Below are 17,883 nucleotides of genomic sequence, written 5' to 3'. Positions count from 1 at the left end.
TATGGTTACTTATTCTCTATCTTTGATATATCATTATTTTAAAAATTAACAATTGAATATTTTATGAAAAAATACTTATTAATTATTTCAAGTGCTCTTCTATTATATGCTTGTGGAGCCGTTAAGCAATTGGCAGCTATTGAGAAAAGCCCTGTTCTTACTTCAATAGATTTGGTCAATGTGGTAGAAGATAGGGTTCAGGTGATTGTAGATCCTGGTGCTTTTGCTTCTTCAACGGTTATTTTTAGAATTCCTAAAACGGTGCCAGGTACATATAGTAGCGATAACTACGGACAGTATTTGCAGGATTTTGAAGCTTTGGATTATAAAGGTAATCCATTGCAGTTTGTTAAGCTTGATGAAAATTCTTGGAGTATTTCTAATGGAACACAGCTTGATAAAGTAAGTTACTGGGTAAACGATACCTATGACATGGAAAATGAAGTGGTTAATGCAGTATTTTCCCCGGCAGGTACAAATATTGAGAAAGACAGTAATTTTATGCTGAACCTACATGGTTTTGTAGGCTATTTTGATGGGTTTAAAGAGGTTCCTTATGCTATTCATATTAAAAAGCCAGTGGACTTAATTGCAACAACAACCCTTTCTGATCAAATTGACCGTAAGCCTGATCCACTTTGGGACGCTTTTCTTGCCAATAGGTATTTTGAAGTTATTGACAACCCTATAATGTACGCTAAACCTAATACTGAAAGTTTTGAAATTAATGGTATAACGGTAACATTGAGCTTGTTTTCACCAAATAACGTGTACAAGGCTTCTGATTTAAAGAATAGAATGTTAAAAATGATGGAGGCTCAGAAGAAGTTTCTTGGTGATGTAGATAGTACTAAAGAGTATAATATTCTTTTGTATTTGTCTGATGTAAATAAGCCCGATGCTCATGGTTTTGGAGCTTTGGAGCATCATACTTCTACCGTGGTAGTTTTACCTGAAGCTATGGATATTGGTCGTTTGGAGCAAGCTATGGTAGATGTGGTTTCGCACGAATTCTTTCATATTGTAACACCATTGTCCGTTCATTCTAAAGAAATACAATATTTTGATTTTAATGACCCAAAAATGTCACAACATTTATGGATGTACGAAGGTACTACGGAGTATTTTGCCAATTTATTTCAGGTACAGCAAGGTTTAATTTCTGAAGAGGATTTTTATGAGCGCATGTTGGGTAAAATTACCAACTCTAAATTTTATGATGATAGCATGTCTTTCACTGAAATGAGCAAGAATATTTTAGAGCAACCTTATGAGCCTAATTACGCTAACGTATATGAGAAAGGTGCTTTAATAAATATGTGTTTAGATATTATATTAAGAGAAAAGAGCAGCGGCGAAAAGAGTATGCTTTGGTTGATGAAAGAGCTGTCTAAAAAATATGGTTCGGATGTGCCTTTTGAAGATGAAGTTTTATTCGGTGAGATTGTTCAGATGACCTATCGGGAGGTGGATACTTTTTTTAAGGAACATGTTATTGGAGATACACCTATAGATTATGATGTTTATTTTTCAAAGGTAGGTTTAGCTACAAAAGATGTTGAAGAGTCTACAGGTTACTTTTTTGATGGGCAAGTACCTTATATGGATGTTGATGTGCAAAATGATAGTGTTGTTTTTATACGTGAGAATATAGAGTTGAATTCTTTCTTTGATGATTTAAAACTACAGGGAGGTGATATTTTTAAGGTGATAAACGGACAGGAGATTAATCTTGAGTCGCTTAGACCAATTATTGGGGAAAGTTTTAGTTGGACGCCAGAAACTGTAGTAAGTATGACTGTCGAAAGAGATGGTGAATTGGTTTCGGTTGAAGGTAAGGTAGGGCAACCGGTAAAAAAGGTAAAGAAGATTGTTCCTTTAGAAAATGTAGATCAGAAAATTATAGACTTACGTAAGGCTTGGTTAAAAGACTAAGGTTTAATAATGATGCTAAATAAAAAAACCGCCTACTTTGCAGTAAGGCGGTTTTTTATTGAGTTAGTTGTATTGTAATTAACCTAATGCAACTCTTTTAAATCCTGTTACTTCTAAATTAGAATCAACTGATTTTACATATTGAGCAACACTTTGTTTGCTATCTTTAATGAAATCTTGGTTTACTAAAGTATTGTCCTTAAAAAAACGCTTTATTTTACCTTTAGAGATATTGTCTAGCATTGCTTCTGGTTTTCCTTCTTGACGTAATTGATCTTTTGCAATTTCAATTTCTTTGTCGATCACGGATTGGTCAACACCATCTTCGTTTAATGCTACAGGGTTCATAGCGGCAGCTTGCATTGACACATCTTTAGCAACTTCTTCAGCACCTGGTACAGAAGCGGAAAGACCTGTTAAAACAGCTATTTTGTTTCCTGCGTGAATATAAGAACCTACAAAAGGAGCACTTAACGTTTCAAAACCACCTATCTCAATTTTCTCACCGATAACACCTGTTTGCTCAGTAAGTTTTTCTTGAACGGTCATACCTTTATAATCAGCAGCCAAGAAAGCTTCTTTAGAATCAAAGTTGATTGCCAAGTCTGCTAATTCTGTAGCCAATGTTACAAAAGTTTCGTTTTTAGCAACGAAATCGGTCTCACAGTTCAAAGAAATAATAACACCACTAGTGTTGTCATCATTTACTTTAGCGATTGCTGCACCTTCAGAAGAATCTCTGTCAGCTCTTTTTGCTGCAACTTTTTGACCTTTTTTACGAAGAATTTCGATTGCACTTTCAAAATCACCTTCAGCTTCAACCAAGGCTTTTTTGCAATCCATCATTCCTGCACCAGTAGTCTTTCTTAATCTATTAACTTCTGCAGCTGTAATCTTTGCCATTTTTTTTACTTTTAATATACCCGTTTTAAGGGGTCGTTAGATTTATTTTTATAACAAATGTAGTAACTTATTCTACACCACCTTTAACGTTGTCTTGCCATTCTTTAAGCTCGTCCCACTTACCTTCAGCAGCCATTTTAGCTTGCTTTGGCCAAGAAGTTGGATCTAAATGAGCCATTCTAGAACTTGCCTCTGTCAAAATTTCCTTGATTTTTTCAGCATCTCCGTTAGAAAGATCTTCGTAAGTAGCAATACCGGCAGCAACTAAAGCTTCAGCAGCTTTTGGGCCAATACCTTCAACTTTTGTTAAATCATCAGCTTCTGCTTTTGTATCGTTCGCAACAGCTTCTTTAGTAGCTTCAACGTTTACTTCAACATTTGGTACTTTGTCTACAACTGGTGCAGGTTTAGTGTCAACTTTTTCTGGAGTTGGCGCTGGTTTGTCTGCAACTGCTTTTTTCTTGGCACCTTTATCTTTTTTGTCAGATTTACCTTCAGAATCACCTTTTTCAGCTTTACGCTCAGCTAAACCTTCGGCAACTGCATTGGTAACTTCTGTCATGATAATATCAATAGACTTAGAAGCATCATCGTTAGAAGGTATAAGGTAATCTACATCTCTAGGATCACAGTTGGTATCTACCATTGCAAAAATTGGAATATTCAATTTTTGAGCTTCTTTAACTGCAATGTGCTCTCTCATTGTATCAACGATGAACAATGCACCTGGCAAACGTGTCATTTCAGAAATAGAACCTAAGTTCTTTTCTAATTTTGCACGTAAACGGTCAACTTGCAATCTTTCTTTTTTAGAAAGTGTAAGGAAAGTTCCATCTTTTTTCATTCTATCAATAGAAGCCATTTTCTTAACGGCTTTACGAATAGTAACAAAATTGGTTAACATACCACCTGGCCATCTTTCAGTGATGTAAGGCATGTTTACATTTGCTGCTTTTTCTGCAACGATGTCCTTAGCTTGTTTTTTGGTAGCTACGAAAAGTATTTTTCTACCTGACGCTGCAATTTTTTTAAGAGCCTCGTTGGTCTCATCTAATTTTGCAACTGTTTTGTAAAGGTTGATTACGTGAATCCCATTACGCTCCATGTAGATGTAAGGAGCCATGTTCGGATTCCATTTTCTTGTTAGGTGACCAAAATGTACACCTGCTTCTAATAATTGTTTTACTTCGACTCTCGCCATTTTAAATTTAGTTTACGTTCTTTTGAATTAGCAATGACAAAGTGGTATCTCGAATTATAATATCAAGAAGCCTTCATCATTTAGATGCTAAACTAATCTTACCTTCAATTTTTTGGAATTAAAGGATTTTTAATTGTCCTTAACGGACTTTCAATGAACTTGTTAATAATCTGGTTTCCCAGTGTGATAAAATATAAAAATAGGCACCCAAAAAGGGTGCCCTGTACTCTTGTAATCTCGAATTAACGTTTCGAGAATTGGAATTTTTTACGTGCTTTCTTCTGACCGAATTTCTTACGTTCAACCATTCTTGGGTCTCTAGTTAATAGACCTTCTGGTTTTAAGATTGATCTGTTCTCAGCATCTATCTCGCACATTGCTCTAGATAAAGCAAGACGAATAGCTTCTGCTTGTCCAGTAATACCACCACCGTAAACGTTTACTTTTACGTCGTAAGTATCTAAGCTTTCAGTTAAGCTGAAAGGTTGCTTTACTTTGTATTGAAGTGTTGCAGTTGGGAAGTATACGCTTAAATCTTTATTGTTAATGGTAATGTCACCATTTCCATCAGAAAGATATACTCTCGCTACAGCGGTCTTTCTACGACCAATTTTATGAATTACTTCCATCTTATTTAATATCTTTTAAATTAACAACAGTAGGCTTTTGAGCTTCTTGTCCATGCTCCGTACCTGCGTAAACTTTAAGGTTTCTAAAAAGTTCTGCACCCAATCTGTTCTTAGGTAACATTCCTTTTATTGCTTTTTCAAGAATACCTTCTGGATTTTTATCCAACAATTGTTTTACGCTAGTAGTACGTTGTCCACCTGGGTAGCCAGTGTATCTCATATATGATTTATCAGACCACTTGTTTCCTGTAAGAACAATTTTCTCTGCGTTGATAATAACAACATTATCACCACAATCAACATGAGGGGTGAAACTAGGCTTGTGCTTTCCTCTTAACAAATAGGCGACTTTTGAAGCCATGCGTCCTAATGTTTCTCCTTCGGCATCTACCAATAACCACTCTTTGTTTACAGTTGTTCTGTTGGCCGAAACGGTCTTATAACTTAATGTATCCACTACTGCTATTTTTAACTATTATTTTAATCAATCCCGTGAAAGGGGCTGCAAATCTACAATTATTAACTTGAATTGCAAATACTTGTTTCTTATTTTTTTACATTTTTTAATTAAATGTAATTTCTAACCGGTTTATAGCCATCGTAGTACTGTTATTCTTATTGATTTTATTACCGATTCTGTAACAATTTAAAATATTCATTGTCTCTTGTAATAACCGATCAATCAATCAAAGGACATATTATGATGCGTAAATGCTTAGTTACAAGTATTTTATATTTAATAATTTCAGCTACTGCTTTTTCCCAAACAGTTACAACAAAGGTACAAAAAGTATATACTACACAAAAAGTAAATTTAGGTGAGACCATTGCTATTGATGGTTTGCTGACCGATTTGGCTTGGAACAGCGTTCCTTGGGCCAGTGATTTTACCGTATTTGACCCTAATAATGGGGAAAAACCTAGTCAATCAACAAAGTTTAAGATTACATATGATGAAAAATTTCTTTATGTGGGTATTCGTTGTTACGATAGTGTACCTTCTAAGATAGAAAAGAGGCTGGCAAGGCGTGATAATTTTTCGGGTGATTGGATAGAAATTAACATTGATAGCTACAACGATAAAAGAACGGGTTTTTCGTTTAATGTTTCTGCTGCCGGTGTAAAAGGGGATGAATTTATTTCTCAAAATGGTGATTTTTGGGATGCTAGCTGGAATCCTATTTGGTATACCGCTACAAAGATTGATCATGAAGGATGGTCGGCAGAAATGAAAATACCTTTTAGTCAATTAAAATTTGGAGAACAAAAAGAGCAAATTTGGGGGCTTCAATTGAACAGACGTTTCTTTAGGGAAGAAGAACGATCACTTTGGCAACCTGTGTCATTAGATGCTCCTGGTTGGGTTAGTGAGTTTGGAGTGTTAAGAGGGCTTATTGATATTCAGCCTCAAAAACAGTTGGAAATTCAACCATTTTTGGTAAATCAGTATGATGCTTATCCGTCACAAGCGGGCAACCCTTTTCGTGATGGTAGTGATTATGGTTTAAATGTGGGGTTAGACGCCAAAATAGGTTTGACCAATGATCTTACTCTAGATTTAACGGTTAATCCAGATTTTGGACAAGTAGATGCTGATCCAGGAGCTATTGCATTGGACGGATTTCAAATCTTCTTTGAAGAACGTAGGCCGTTCTTTATTGAAAACAAAAATATTTTCGATTTTGAATTTGCCGATGGTAATGATAATATTTTTTACAGTAGAAGAATTGGTAGAAGTCCACAAGGGTTTGCAAACAGTACTGAAACGGAATTTGTAGATCAACCTACAAATTCAACCATACTAGGTGCTGCAAAATTTTCAGGTAAAACCAAAAATGGATGGTCTTTGGGCTTATTGGAAAGTATTACGGGCAACATGTATGCAGATATAGAGGATCTTGCAGGAAATGAAAGATCAGAACTTGTAGAGCCGCTTACAAATTATATTGTGGGTAGGGTACAAAAGGATTTTAACGAACGTAATTCTTTTATTGGAGGAATATTTACTGCAACGAATAGAAATATTCCTGATAATCTCGATTTTTTAAGAAGTAGTGCCTACACAGGTGGGGTAGATTTTAAACATAGTTGGAAAAACAGAAATTATTATGTTGAAGGAAATATTGTAGGTAGTCATATTACGGGCAGTCAACAAGCTATTGAACGAACACAGAATAGTATTACGCACTTATTTCAAAGGGTAGATGCTAGTCATGTTGATGTAGACCCTGATCGTACCTCTTTAACGGGTAGCGGTGGTAAGTTGGCACTCGGAAAAGCAGGAGGTGGGAATTGGCGATATGATGGCGGAGTTATTTGGAGGTCTCCAGAATTGGAACTCAATGATATTGGATTCTTAAGGCAGGCAGATGAAATTAAGCAAACGGCTAACGTTCGTAGGTTGTTCATAAAGCCTACTAATTTTTATAGACGTGCAAACTTAGGGTTAAGTCAATACTCTACGTTTGACTTTGATGGAAATTATAATAGAATTCAATATGAATTCCAGGGTTTTATTAACTATAAAAATAATTGGTGGACAGAGGTTGGTGCTGCCCATAAACCCCGTATTTTTTCAAATACCGTTCTTCGTGGCGGACCTCGTTGGCGTTGGTCTGATGAAAACTTCGCTTATCTTTTCTTTGGCTCGGATAGTAGAAAAAAAATGAGCTTTACTTTAGGGTATGTGAATAGCCAGGCGGCAGAAAATAACTTTTCTTTAAAGCGATATGTGTTTAGATTATACTACCAACCTTATGATGCTTTTAATCTTTCTATCTCTTCTGAGTTTGAAGAAAACCCTAATAAAACGCAATATGTGACGGAAACTAGTTTTGATGGTGATGCAAGGTATGTTACCGGCAATATTGATCAGAAAACATTTAGTACTGCTATCCGCTTTAATTATAGTATAAATCCAAACTTATCCATTCAATATTATGGTGAGCCATTTATTTCTAGGGGAACTTACACTGATTTTAATTATGTAAATAACCCTATTGCTGAGAACTTGAGCGAACGTGTAACGTTATTTTCCGAAAATCAAATATCAGGATCAGCCGACACCAATAATTATTTGATAGATGAAGATATTGATGGTGCCATAGATTATCAAATAGAGAATCCTAACTTTTCGTACGTTCAATTTAGATCAAACCTTGTATTAAGATGGGAATATATACCTGGTTCGGAAATCTTTTTGGTATGGTCTCAAGGTGTTGTGGGTGCAGGTGATCCCAGTGAAACATTGGGTAGAAATTTAGATCGACAAATACTAGGGCAGAAAAAGGATAATACAATTTTGCTCAAAGCAACTTACAGGTTTATTCTATAAAGAATTGGTTCTTGAAGGTATCCATTTATTGGTTTTTGAAATAATACCTAGTTTTTTTCGTTTTTAGGGGTGTACAACCAATAAAACAAAAAGATGTATAAGCATATTTTATGTATTGCAGGAGCAGTGTTAACACTAATTTCCTGCAGTTCGGATAAGGATGAAACACAGAATGAAGCTGAAGTTCAAAGCACGGCCATAATTGGTACATGGGATGCTACTGAGCTAGAAATAGATAATGAGACAGCAAGTGATGATGCAAAATTTGGAAAGCAAATATTGGATTTTCTTACAGCTGATAACTGTTTCATTATAACATTACAGTTTAATGACGATTTAACGGCAAGCGCATCTAATTCTGCTAATTATATTGAAGTAAATGCGACCGCTACAGGTTTGGATATTCCTTGCCCTACAGATTCGGATGTTAATGAAAGTACCTATACCTTTGACGGTGAAACGGTCACAACTATTGATGAAAATGGCGATGAGTTGGCAATAGGTGTTTCTATAGAAGGAAACATTATGACGGTTGATGCCAGTGATTTGGATATTCCAAATTTTTCAGAAGACGGACAATTGATATTTGTAAAACGATAAAAGTTTGCTAAGTATAAAAAAAATAAGACCCTTGTCAATTGACAAGGGTTTTTTATTGCTTGTAGAATTTTGTTTTTATATTCTGATGTTCAGATTGTATGGTAATCATGTACAAACCTTTTTCTAGGTTAAAAACAGGTATGTTCAATGAGTTTCTTTTAATGTCCCATTGGTGAAAGATTACTTGGTTGCCATAGCTATCCCTAACGGTTATAACGGCATTCTTGTCATTTTTTAGACCAAGTACATTGATAACGTTGGTTGCCGGATTAGGAAAAACTTTAACATCTTGTGCCGCTAATTGGGTAGCGCTAAAGATGATAAAAGCTAGAATGATTAAAATCCTTTTCATGAAAAATAGCGTACCTCATGAGAGAAGTACGCTATATGCTAACGTTCTAGAAATGTATTTTCGTCTCCCTTTAAATAAACTTTAACTTTCTAGAAGGTAAAATAGGTTTGGCTAGTAGACGTATTGTCATTACTATCTTTAGAAATTACCTGAACATGATACTGTTCTCCTGCTGTTATGCTATAGTTGATGTTCAGGTTTGTGGTGTTTTCTAGAATTAATTCCAAATTTCCAAAAACGCCAATGTATACATCATAATTAACAATGTCATTATCCAGGTCTTCGCCTATCCATGATACGGTCACAGTACCGTCATTATTTTCGGAAACTGTGATTTCTGCAGGGAACGGTGCAAAATTCTCTGTGCTTGTACCTTCGGAATAGAAATTCCAAGTATCACTTGCTAAAGATTTATCTTCAAGAATTGCTGTAACTTTCCAAGAGAATTGAGTTCCCTTTGGTAGACCTACTTCCAATGAGGTTGCATTTACGGTTCTTGTATCGGTCGAATTGTTTTCTTGGTTCGTGATTTCCAAATCATAAGATGTTGCATTAGAAGAGGCCGACCATTGAAATTCAATATTTACACCATCGGTTCCATTGTCTTCTCCTTCGGTACAAATTAAATTGTTGTCTGGAAAAATTAGATTAAAGGAGCCTAGTTCTTTTTCTATAGGTGGAGTGGTGGTATCATTATCTTTGCCGCCGCAAGAAGCTACTAGAATTCCTGCCAAAATTAATTTTATAGCTAATCTCATTTTTTTACAAATTTTAAGTTGATTTCTTTATCTCCCTCTATAATGGTAAGCATATATATGCCTGGAGATAAGTTAGAAATATTCATTTCTAAAGTGCCGTTGCCAATCAAGCGATATTCTTGTAATAAGGTAACTCCGCTTAAGTTTGATAGAATTAGTTGAGCATTGGTCATCAAATCCAAGCCGTCAACCTTTAATATATCGGCAACCGGGTTAGGTGATAAAATGGCATTACTAATTACAACACTATCATTGAATACTCCTTGGCAAATTTTATCGGTTTCTATGGAGATAACATTCGCCCCTTGATCTAGTGGGAATGATAATTGGTGATTGTCAACATTCTCCACTTGAAAAGAATATGTTTTGTCATTAACCAAAACCTGATAATTTTTACTGCCTGAAACTACAATGCTTGCTTTTTTAGCGGTATAATCTATTACCGTCTTCCCTGAAATGAATTCTTCTGGGGTTTCAATATTCAAACTAAATTCAACATTGGGTGCGCCAACTAGTCGACCGATTTCTGAATTGGCAACAATGGTATAAGAACCTGGTTCTAGATCAGTAACCATAAGTGTACTCCCGTTCTGTTGTGTATAGTTAGCAGAGAAATTATTTGGCCCAGTTATCGCTAGTATATGTGTTTGATTAACTTTAAACTCAACAGTAAGCATCCCGTTTGCGGTGTCTGGGCAAGAAGTGCTCGTAGCTTTTGCAGTAAAATCATCTGGTTTTGGCACTAAAATATCTTGGTAGCTACAACCAGTGCTACCAACTACAGCGCCAATAGGAGTATTTTCACAAACATCAATATCATTAGGTACACCGTCATGGTCATCATCATTATCTGATAATTGACTTTCTGAACAACCATATGCATTTACGTCTTCATCACTTGGAGTATTTGGGCAAATATCATTTGTATTGTCAACCCCATCTTTATCGTCATCTAATTGGCTTTCTGTGCATCCATTAGCATTTACATTATTTCCTATGCTTGTATTTGGGCAAAAATCATTAGAATTCTTAACACCGTCGTTATCATCATCTGCTTCACCATCAACACCATTTATACTTATAGTGATTGTATTTCTATATAACGTTAAGCCAGGTACACTAGAATTGGTAATTACACAATCATAAACCCCAATATCGGTTACTGTTGATGAAAGTATAGAAAATGTAGCACTTGTTTCGTTTGGTAAATTAGTTCCATCTTTTCGCCATTGAAATTGATTGATGGCATGTGATAGACCGGTAACAGCTAAGTTTGCTTCATCACCTAGTTCTAATTCTATTTCTTCTTCATTATTTAAATTACGCTGCGGTTGTATGCTAAACGTAGTATTTATAGAATTTATAACTGAATTGTCTAAATCACTGAATGTTAGGTTGTTGTTTTTAAGAACCACACTTTTTGAAAGGCTTGAACTAAAAATAGGAATGTTTCCAGATAAGCTGCAATTTTCACATCCAAAAGCTCTTAGTTGTGCTAAATTTCCAATTTCCGCAGGTATGCCTCCAGTTATAGAATTATTACTAAAATCTGCGGTGCCTAAACTACTCATGTTACCCATTTCACTTGGAATGGTACCTGTTAATTCATTAGTATTTAGAATTAAAAGTTCTAGTTGGGTAAGGTTTCCTATTTCGGGCGGAATGGAGCCAGAAAAATTGTTGCTGTCAAACCATAAAGTTTTTATTGAACTTAGGTTGCCAATACTTGCAGGTATGCTTCCGCTTATTTGATTGTTAGATAGATAGAAGTTTTCTAAAGATGTAAGATTACCTATCTCAGAGGGTAAACTACCAGAAAGATTGTTTTCTCGCAACCCAATCTCTTTTAGAAGTGTTAAATTTCCAATGCTTGACGGGATACTTCCAGAAAAATTATTGTTATTCAACCTTAATTTTTCAAGTTTTGTTAAGTTGCCAATTTCTTGTGGTAATGGTCCGGAAAAATTGGATCGGAACAGGGCAAGGTCTTCTAATTGAGTTAGATAGCCAATTTCTGGGGGTATACTGCCTGACATTTGCGTGTCACCTAACCTAAGAAAAACTAATTTAGTAAGGTTGCCTATTTCTGTTGGAATTGTACCTGTAATGTTTGTAGAGAATAAATTTAATTCTAAAAGTTCGGTAAGATTATAAATTTGAGATGGTATTTCGCCGGTTAAATCATTATTCCCGAGTACTAAATTTTTAAGATTAGTTAAGTTACCTAGTTCTTGTGGAATAGTGCCTGTTAGTTGATTGCCGTAAAGACTTAAATAGGTCAATGAGGTTAAATTCCCTAAGAATACTGGTATGGGACCAGATAATTGATTTAAGGTAAAATCCATTTGTTGAATTGAGCTTAAATTACCAAGGTCTATTGGTAGAGCACCGGTAAGATTGTTAGAATTTAGAAGTAAAATTTCTAAATTTGATAAATTGCCTAATTCACTAGGAACATTCCCCGTTAATTGATTTGTGCGGAGATTTAGTCTTTTTAATTTTAGTAAATTTCCGAATTGTTCGGGAATTTCCCCTGTAAGGTTATTTCGCCCAAGGTCTATCCATTCTAATTCTGTAAGATTGCCAATTTCACTGGGAATTTCTCCGGTTAAATTACGACTATCTAAAACTAGTGTTCTTACCCTACCTTCTGTATTTAATATTATTCCTGCCCAAGTGCTGATATCTGCATTTAAGTCCCAAGAAACGGTCCAGTTGTCGCCGTCCGTAGCATTGTATAGTGCAATTAAAGCATCGCGGTCAAGATTAGTAGTTGTGTCGTCACCCAAAACTTTTAAATTGTCTACTATTATTGAGCTTGCAGGACTTGTGTTGGCTCTAAACATTAACTCAAACGCATAATCTTCTTCAGTATCCGTATCAAAATCAAAAGTATAGGTATGCCAACCGCCATCACTTTCTAAAGGAATAAATTCATGAATATATTGTATGGTATAACTTCCTTCGTCTTTAACTATATCTAAATAGGCACTTAGATTATTACCTGCTTCTGTACTTACTTTGTAATCAAAGGAAAAGGTATGGTTGGTGTTTGGTTCTAAAACTATACTGCTGGCATTCCAAGTGCTTAGTACGGTTTGGTTTACTAGAGTGTTGTTCAAACCTAGTTCCAGGGAGAAGTTACCTTCTGTGGCATCTGAACTTTTGTTAATGTCATTTTCATTGGTAATACTCCAATTTACTGGTGATTCTGGACTTCCGGACCAACTTTCAAAGCTGGCATTTTGTAAATAATTCGTTTGCGATAATCCTTTAAAGCAAATCAAAAAGAGGGCTGCCAAAAGCAGCCTAGGGTAGATTTTAATCATAAAAATATCTGGTTAGTAAAGCACTAATATAAATATTAGCGTTTTCTTAACAGCATATTTTCGTTAAAATACCGCAGTAACTTTCTTACATTTTCTGGTGTATTAGTGTAGTCCCTGTATTTTAATGGGCTACCAACCAATTATCACCTAAGCCAACTTCAACATCTAAAGGAACTGCTATTTTGTATGCATTTTCCATTTCTGATTTAATCAGTGTTTGCAATTCTTCTAATTCTGGTTTGTAGATATCGAATACCAATTCATCATGTACTTGCAGTAACATTTTAGATTTGTAATTGCCTTCTTCTAACTTTTTATGAATGTTGATCATGGCAATTTTAATGATATCTGCCGCACTACCTTGAATAGGTGCGTTTACGGCATTTCGTTCTGCAGCGCCACGTACTATTGCATTACTGCCGTTTATATCCTTAAGGTATCTTCTTCTGCCCAACACTGTTGAGACATAACCGTTTTCACGTGCAAAATCTACCTGCTCGCTCATGTAGTTTCTTAGCTTAGGATAAGTCTTGTAGTAGGTGTCTATCAATTCTTTTGCTTCTTTTCTTGATAGGTCCGTTTGGTTACTTAATCCAAATGCTGATACGCCATAGATGATACCAAAGTTCACCGTCTTGGCATTGCTACGTTGTTCTCGTGTAACTTCATCCAATGGTACATTGAATACCTTAGATGCTGTAGAAGCATGAATATCCTCTCCATGTTTGAAAGCCTCAATCATGGTGGTTTCTTCACTTAAAGCTGCAATTATACGTAATTCTATTTGTGAATAATCTGCCGCTAACAACGTGTAGTTCTCATCTCTTGGTATAAAAGCTTTTCTTACTTGTCTTCCACGCTCTGTTCTAATTGGAATGTTTTGTAAGTTAGGGTTGTTGCTACTTAACCTTCCGGTAGCTGCAACGGTTTGCATATAATCGGTATGCACTCTTCCAGTAGAAGGCTCAACCTGTTCTGGCAATGCATCTACATAGGTGCTTTTTAATTTGGCAAGACCTCTGTAATCCAATACATTTTGTACAATTTCATGGTCTTTAGCCAAAAAGGATAATACATCTTCCGCGGTAGAATATTGACCTGTTTTGGTTTTTTTAGGTTTGTCTACCAGTTTTAGTTTGTCAAATAAAATTTCACCTAATTGCTTTGGAGACCCTATATTAAATTCTTCACCGGCAACTTCATAAATTTTCTTCTCAAGGTTTGAAATGTCGTTATTCAAGTCTTCGGAGAGTGAATTCAAGAATTCCTTGTCTAAATTGATTCCTTCTAGCTCCATATCCGCTAGTACACGTAGTAGGGGAATCTCAATATCATGAAATAATTTTTCTGTATTTGCCTCTTTTAGTTCTGGTCTAAAATGTTGTGCAAGTTGAAAGGTAATATCCGCATCTTCTACTGCATATTCCGTTTGTTTTTCTAACGGAACATCGCGCATACTCAATTGATTCTTGCCTTTTTTGCCAATAAGTTCAGTAATGGATACTGGAGTGTAATTTAAATAGGTCTCTGCCAGAACATCCATATTATGACGCATATCCGGATTAATTAGATAGTGGGCCAACATAGTATCGAATAAAGGTCCTTTGACATCAATATTGTATTTATCCAATACCTTAATATCATACTTTAAATTCTGACCTATTTTTTCAATTTCTTCGGCTTCAAAGAAAGGGCGTAACTCTTCTAAAAGTGCCTGTGCTTCTTCTTTGTTATCCGTAAAAGGAATGTAAAAACCTTTTGTTGCTTCCCAAGAAAAAGCAATTCCTACCAACTCAGCGGTCAACGGGTCCAAACCTGTAGTCTCGGTATCAAAACATACTGAAGTTTGCTGCATTAAATTTTTTAAGAAAAGCTTCATTGCCATACCAGGAGCTACACTTTGGTATGAGTGTGCTACATCTGCAATGGTTTTTCTACTAGAAAAGTCTTTTACGGTTGCTCCGGCATCTGCAGAACCCCCAAATAAGGAGAATTGCCCTGACCCCGCATCTTGTTTTTCTTTTTTAGCAGTTGCTGTGCTGGTAACCTGTGTAACGGTTTCTTCTGTTTCTTCCGAGAATATTTTAATGAATTGATCCTTTAATCTTCTAAATTCCAATTGTTCAAATATCTCTTGTACCTTCTCAAAATCAGGTACTGAAAGTTCATAGTCCTTAGCGTTGAAAGTAACGTCGCAATCAATGCATATGGTGGCTAATTTTTTAGAAAGTATACCCAATTCTTTGTTTGCTTCTACTTTCTCCTTCATCTTACCTTTCAACTGATCGGTATTTGCCAATAGATTTTCCATAGATCCAAATTGGGCAATGAATTTTTTTGCAGTTTTGTCTCCCACACCTGGTAATCCGGGTATGTTATCACTGGCATCGCCCATCATACCTAAGTAATCTATTACCTGCTCCGGTCTTTCTACACCAAAACGTTTTTGAATTTCTGGAATTCCCCAAATTTCAATACCGTTACCCATTCTCGCAGGGCGGTACATAAATATGTTTTCGGAAACCAATTGTCCAAAGTCCTTATCTGGGGTGACCATAAAAACTTTGTAGTCTTCCTTTTCAGCTTGTTTGGATAATGTGCCTATAATGTCATCTGCCTCCCAGCCTTCCAATACCACACAAGGTATGTGCATAGCCTTAAGTATATCTTGTATATAGGGTACCGCTATCCTAATGGCATCTGGGGTTTCATCTCTGTTAGCCTTATATTCGGCAAACATCTCAGTTCTTTCCACACTGCCGCCTTTATCGAAGCAAACGGCTAAATGATCGGGTTTTTCACGGCGTATTACATCGAATAAGGAATTCATGAAACCCATAATGGCAGAGGTGTCCATGCCTTGAGAGTTTATTCTTGGGTTTTTTATAAGCGCATAGTAACCACGAAATATAAGTGCGTATGCATCTAGCAAAAAGAGTCTTTTTTGATCTGCCATTTTTGAGTATTGTATGAAAAAGGATAAAAGTACAAATTGATAGGGAAACTATAGGTGAGAATTGCCTATTGCTTATATCTAAAATGTTGTACGGTTCAATTAACTTTTTAAATAACTATCTGAAGGATTATTTACATGACCTTCTTTGGTATATGTTCTATAGGTAAACCCTGGGTGAATACAATATCCGCCAGTTTCTCCTTTTTTATTGATGGCGATAAAGCCTATTTGAAAGTCTTGCTTGTCCTTATTTTTTGCAATAATTCTTTTTACGCCTTCTTCGCATGCTTCTTGTGGCGATTTTCCTTGGCGCATTAATTCTACGATCAGAAAACTACCAACGGTTCTTACCACTTCTTCGCCAACGCCTGTTGCTGTTGCGCCGCCAACTTCGTTATCTACGAAAAGTCCAGCGCCAATAATAGGGGAGTCGCCAACTCTACCTGCCATTTTATATGCCATACCGCTTGTGGTACATGCACCTGCAATGTCTCCATCGGCATCAATGGCCAACATGCCTATGGTATCATGATTTTCAATATTTATTATTGGTTTGTACTGTGATGTTTTTTTCCATTCTTCCCATGCTTGTTTGGATTCTTCAGTTAAAAGATTTGTCTTATCAAAACCTTGCTCGTATGCAAATTGCTCAGCACCTTTGCCGGCAAGCATTACATGAGGCGTTTCTTCCATCACTTTTCTGGCCACTGAAATTGGGTTTGCAATGTTCTGCATAGCCAATACTGCCCCACATTTTCCATCTTTGTCCATAATACAAGCGTCTAGGGTAACATTACCATCCCTATCCGGTCTTCCGCCATTACCTACGGTACTATTGCTTAAATCGTTTTCTTCGACCATAACACCTTGGTGAACTGCATCAAGAGCGTTACCTCCTTTTTCAAGAACTTCCCATGCTTTGGCGGTGGCGTTTCCAAAATTCCATGTACAAATAGCAATAGGTAGCACTGGTGTATTGTCTGTTGTACCTACCGCAGGGATTTCTTTGTACGATGATAATATAGGTGCAGAAACGATACCGGCGGCAACTGTACTTGAATTTCTTAGAAACTTTCTTCTTTTCATGGGTTTGGTTCTTTACTTTTAATGACCTTAAATATAGCAATATGATAGTAGAAGTTTGTGCAAATTCTTTAGAATCTGCCATGGTAGCAGAACGTGCTGGGGCAGACCGTATTGAGTTATGTACAGAGTTGGCGGTAGGTGGATTAACACCTTCTTTTGGGTTGTTAAAAGCGGTTAGGGAACAGGTTTCTATTCCCGTCCATGTATTGATAAGGCCTAGAAGTGGAGATTTCACCTATTCTGATGACGAATTGAATATAATGATATCTGATATTGAACTTTGTGCAGAATTAGGTTTTGATGGTGTTGTGTCTGGAGTGCTTTTGAATAATTTTACCTTGGATATTGATCGTACGCATAAACTTAAATTGGCGGCCGGTAGTATGCACTTTACATTCCACAGGGCCTTTGATTGGGTTAAGAACCCGAAGGAAGCATTGTTGGAACTGGAAAGAATGCAAGTGAATAACATTTTGTCATCGGGTCAACAGCGTTCAGCTCCAGACGGAATAGACTTTTTGGTAGAATTAAAGGCTCAAAATACGGTAATTGAAATAATGCCAGGTTCGGGCGTAAATGCTGGCAACGTTCAAATGTTCAAGGAGCAGGGTTTTAAGGCAGTACATTTATCGGGTACCGCTATGAAACAGAAGTTGCCATCAAAACCATTGATTTCCATGAATTCTGAGGGTTTTTTAAGTGATGACCATATTGCCGTTACTCAATTTGAGAATATTAAGACTGTGGTGTCCAAGGTTAAATAAAATGTAAATGAGCGCACATACCACTGTTATACAGAT

General features: G+C 36.2%; 13 protein-coding genes. 4 read left to right on the top strand and 9 right to left on the bottom strand.

The window, feature by feature from the left end; translation table 11 throughout:
* Positions 1-63: 63 nt before the first annotated feature.
* Positions 64-1,935, top strand: coding sequence for a peptidase M61 (locus CSC80_RS03685; protein ID WP_099189836.1), 1,872 nt, complete (start codon positions 64-66; stop codon positions 1,933-1,935).
* Positions 1,936-2,013: 78 nt separating this feature from the next.
* On the opposite strand, the gene tsf is transcribed toward CSC80_RS03685, so the two are convergent.
* From tsf to rplM, 4 genes are all read right to left on the bottom strand, one after another.
* Positions 2,014-2,838 (bottom strand): translation elongation factor Ts, encoded by an 825-nt coding sequence (tsf, locus tag CSC80_RS03680; RefSeq protein ID WP_058103968.1) that lies wholly within the window; start codon positions 2,836-2,838, stop codon positions 2,014-2,016.
* A 67-nt stretch (positions 2,839-2,905) separates the two neighbouring features.
* Positions 2,906-4,039 carry a 30S ribosomal protein S2 gene (gene rpsB, locus CSC80_RS03675; RefSeq protein WP_058103967.1) on the bottom strand — a complete coding sequence of 378 codons (1,134 nt, stop codon included), beginning with the start codon at positions 4,037-4,039 and terminating at the stop codon, positions 2,906-2,908.
* Between the two features lie 242 nt (positions 4,040-4,281).
* Positions 4,282-4,668, bottom strand: a complete 387-nt coding sequence (rpsI, locus tag CSC80_RS03670; RefSeq protein WP_058103966.1) for a 30S ribosomal protein S9 — start codon at positions 4,666-4,668, stop codon at positions 4,282-4,284.
* A gap of 1 nt (position 4,669) precedes the next feature.
* Entirely contained in the window at positions 4,670-5,125 is a 456-nt protein-coding gene (rplM, locus tag CSC80_RS03665) for a 50S ribosomal protein L13 (protein ID WP_036151839.1), read from the bottom strand.
* A gap of 243 nt (positions 5,126-5,368) precedes the next feature.
* On the opposite strand from rplM, the gene CSC80_RS03660 reads away from it, so the two are divergent.
* Together CSC80_RS03660 and CSC80_RS03655 are read left to right on the top strand one after the other, a co-directional pair.
* Positions 5,369-8,002, top strand: coding sequence for a DUF5916 domain-containing protein (locus CSC80_RS03660; RefSeq protein ID WP_343224330.1), 2,634 nt, complete (start codon positions 5,369-5,371; stop codon positions 8,000-8,002).
* A gap of 93 nt (positions 8,003-8,095) precedes the next feature.
* Positions 8,096-8,602, top strand: a complete 507-nt coding sequence (locus tag CSC80_RS03655) for a lipocalin family protein (protein WP_099189834.1) — start codon at positions 8,096-8,098, stop codon at positions 8,600-8,602.
* Between the two features lie 52 nt (positions 8,603-8,654).
* Here the strand turns inward: CSC80_RS03655 and CSC80_RS03650 are convergent, their stop codons facing one another.
* The 5 genes from CSC80_RS03650 to CSC80_RS03630 form a co-directional block, all read right to left on the bottom strand.
* On the bottom strand, positions 8,655-8,954 hold the full coding sequence (locus CSC80_RS03650; protein WP_071341242.1) for a T9SS type A sorting domain-containing protein: 300 nt from the start codon (positions 8,952-8,954) through the stop codon (positions 8,655-8,657).
* A gap of 89 nt (positions 8,955-9,043) precedes the next feature.
* Positions 9,044-9,712 carry a hypothetical protein gene (locus CSC80_RS03645; RefSeq protein ID WP_099189832.1) on the bottom strand — a complete coding sequence of 223 codons (669 nt, stop codon included), beginning with the start codon at positions 9,710-9,712 and terminating at the stop codon, positions 9,044-9,046.
* Positions 9,709-13,041 (bottom strand): T9SS type A sorting domain-containing protein, encoded by a 3,333-nt coding sequence (locus tag CSC80_RS03640; protein WP_099189830.1) that lies wholly within the window; start codon positions 13,039-13,041, stop codon positions 9,709-9,711. Before CSC80_RS03640 ends, CSC80_RS03645 begins: the two co-directional genes overlap by 4 nt.
* 121 nt (positions 13,042-13,162) lie before the next feature.
* Positions 13,163-15,997, bottom strand: a complete 2,835-nt coding sequence (polA, locus tag CSC80_RS03635) for a DNA polymerase I (RefSeq protein WP_099189828.1) — start codon at positions 15,995-15,997, stop codon at positions 13,163-13,165.
* A 99-nt stretch (positions 15,998-16,096) separates the two neighbouring features.
* On the bottom strand, positions 16,097-17,083 hold the full coding sequence (locus tag CSC80_RS03630; protein ID WP_099189826.1) for a N(4)-(beta-N-acetylglucosaminyl)-L-asparaginase: 987 nt from the start codon (positions 17,081-17,083) through the stop codon (positions 16,097-16,099).
* Positions 17,084-17,124: 41 nt separating this feature from the next.
* Between CSC80_RS03630 and CSC80_RS03625 the strand changes: the two genes are divergently transcribed.
* The gene (locus tag CSC80_RS03625; RefSeq protein ID WP_099189824.1) at positions 17,125-17,847 is read left to right on the top strand and encodes a copper homeostasis protein CutC; all 723 of its coding nucleotides are present in this window, start codon (positions 17,125-17,127) and stop codon (positions 17,845-17,847) included.
* Positions 17,848-17,883 lie beyond the last annotated feature (36 nt).

Source organism: Maribacter sp. 6B07 (assembly GCF_002700155.1).
GTDB classification, from domain to species: Bacteria; Bacteroidota; Bacteroidia; order Flavobacteriales; family Flavobacteriaceae; genus Maribacter; species Maribacter dokdonensis.
The sequence above is the reverse complement of the archived record's forward strand: the minus strand, read 5'-3'. Positions and strand labels throughout refer to the sequence as shown.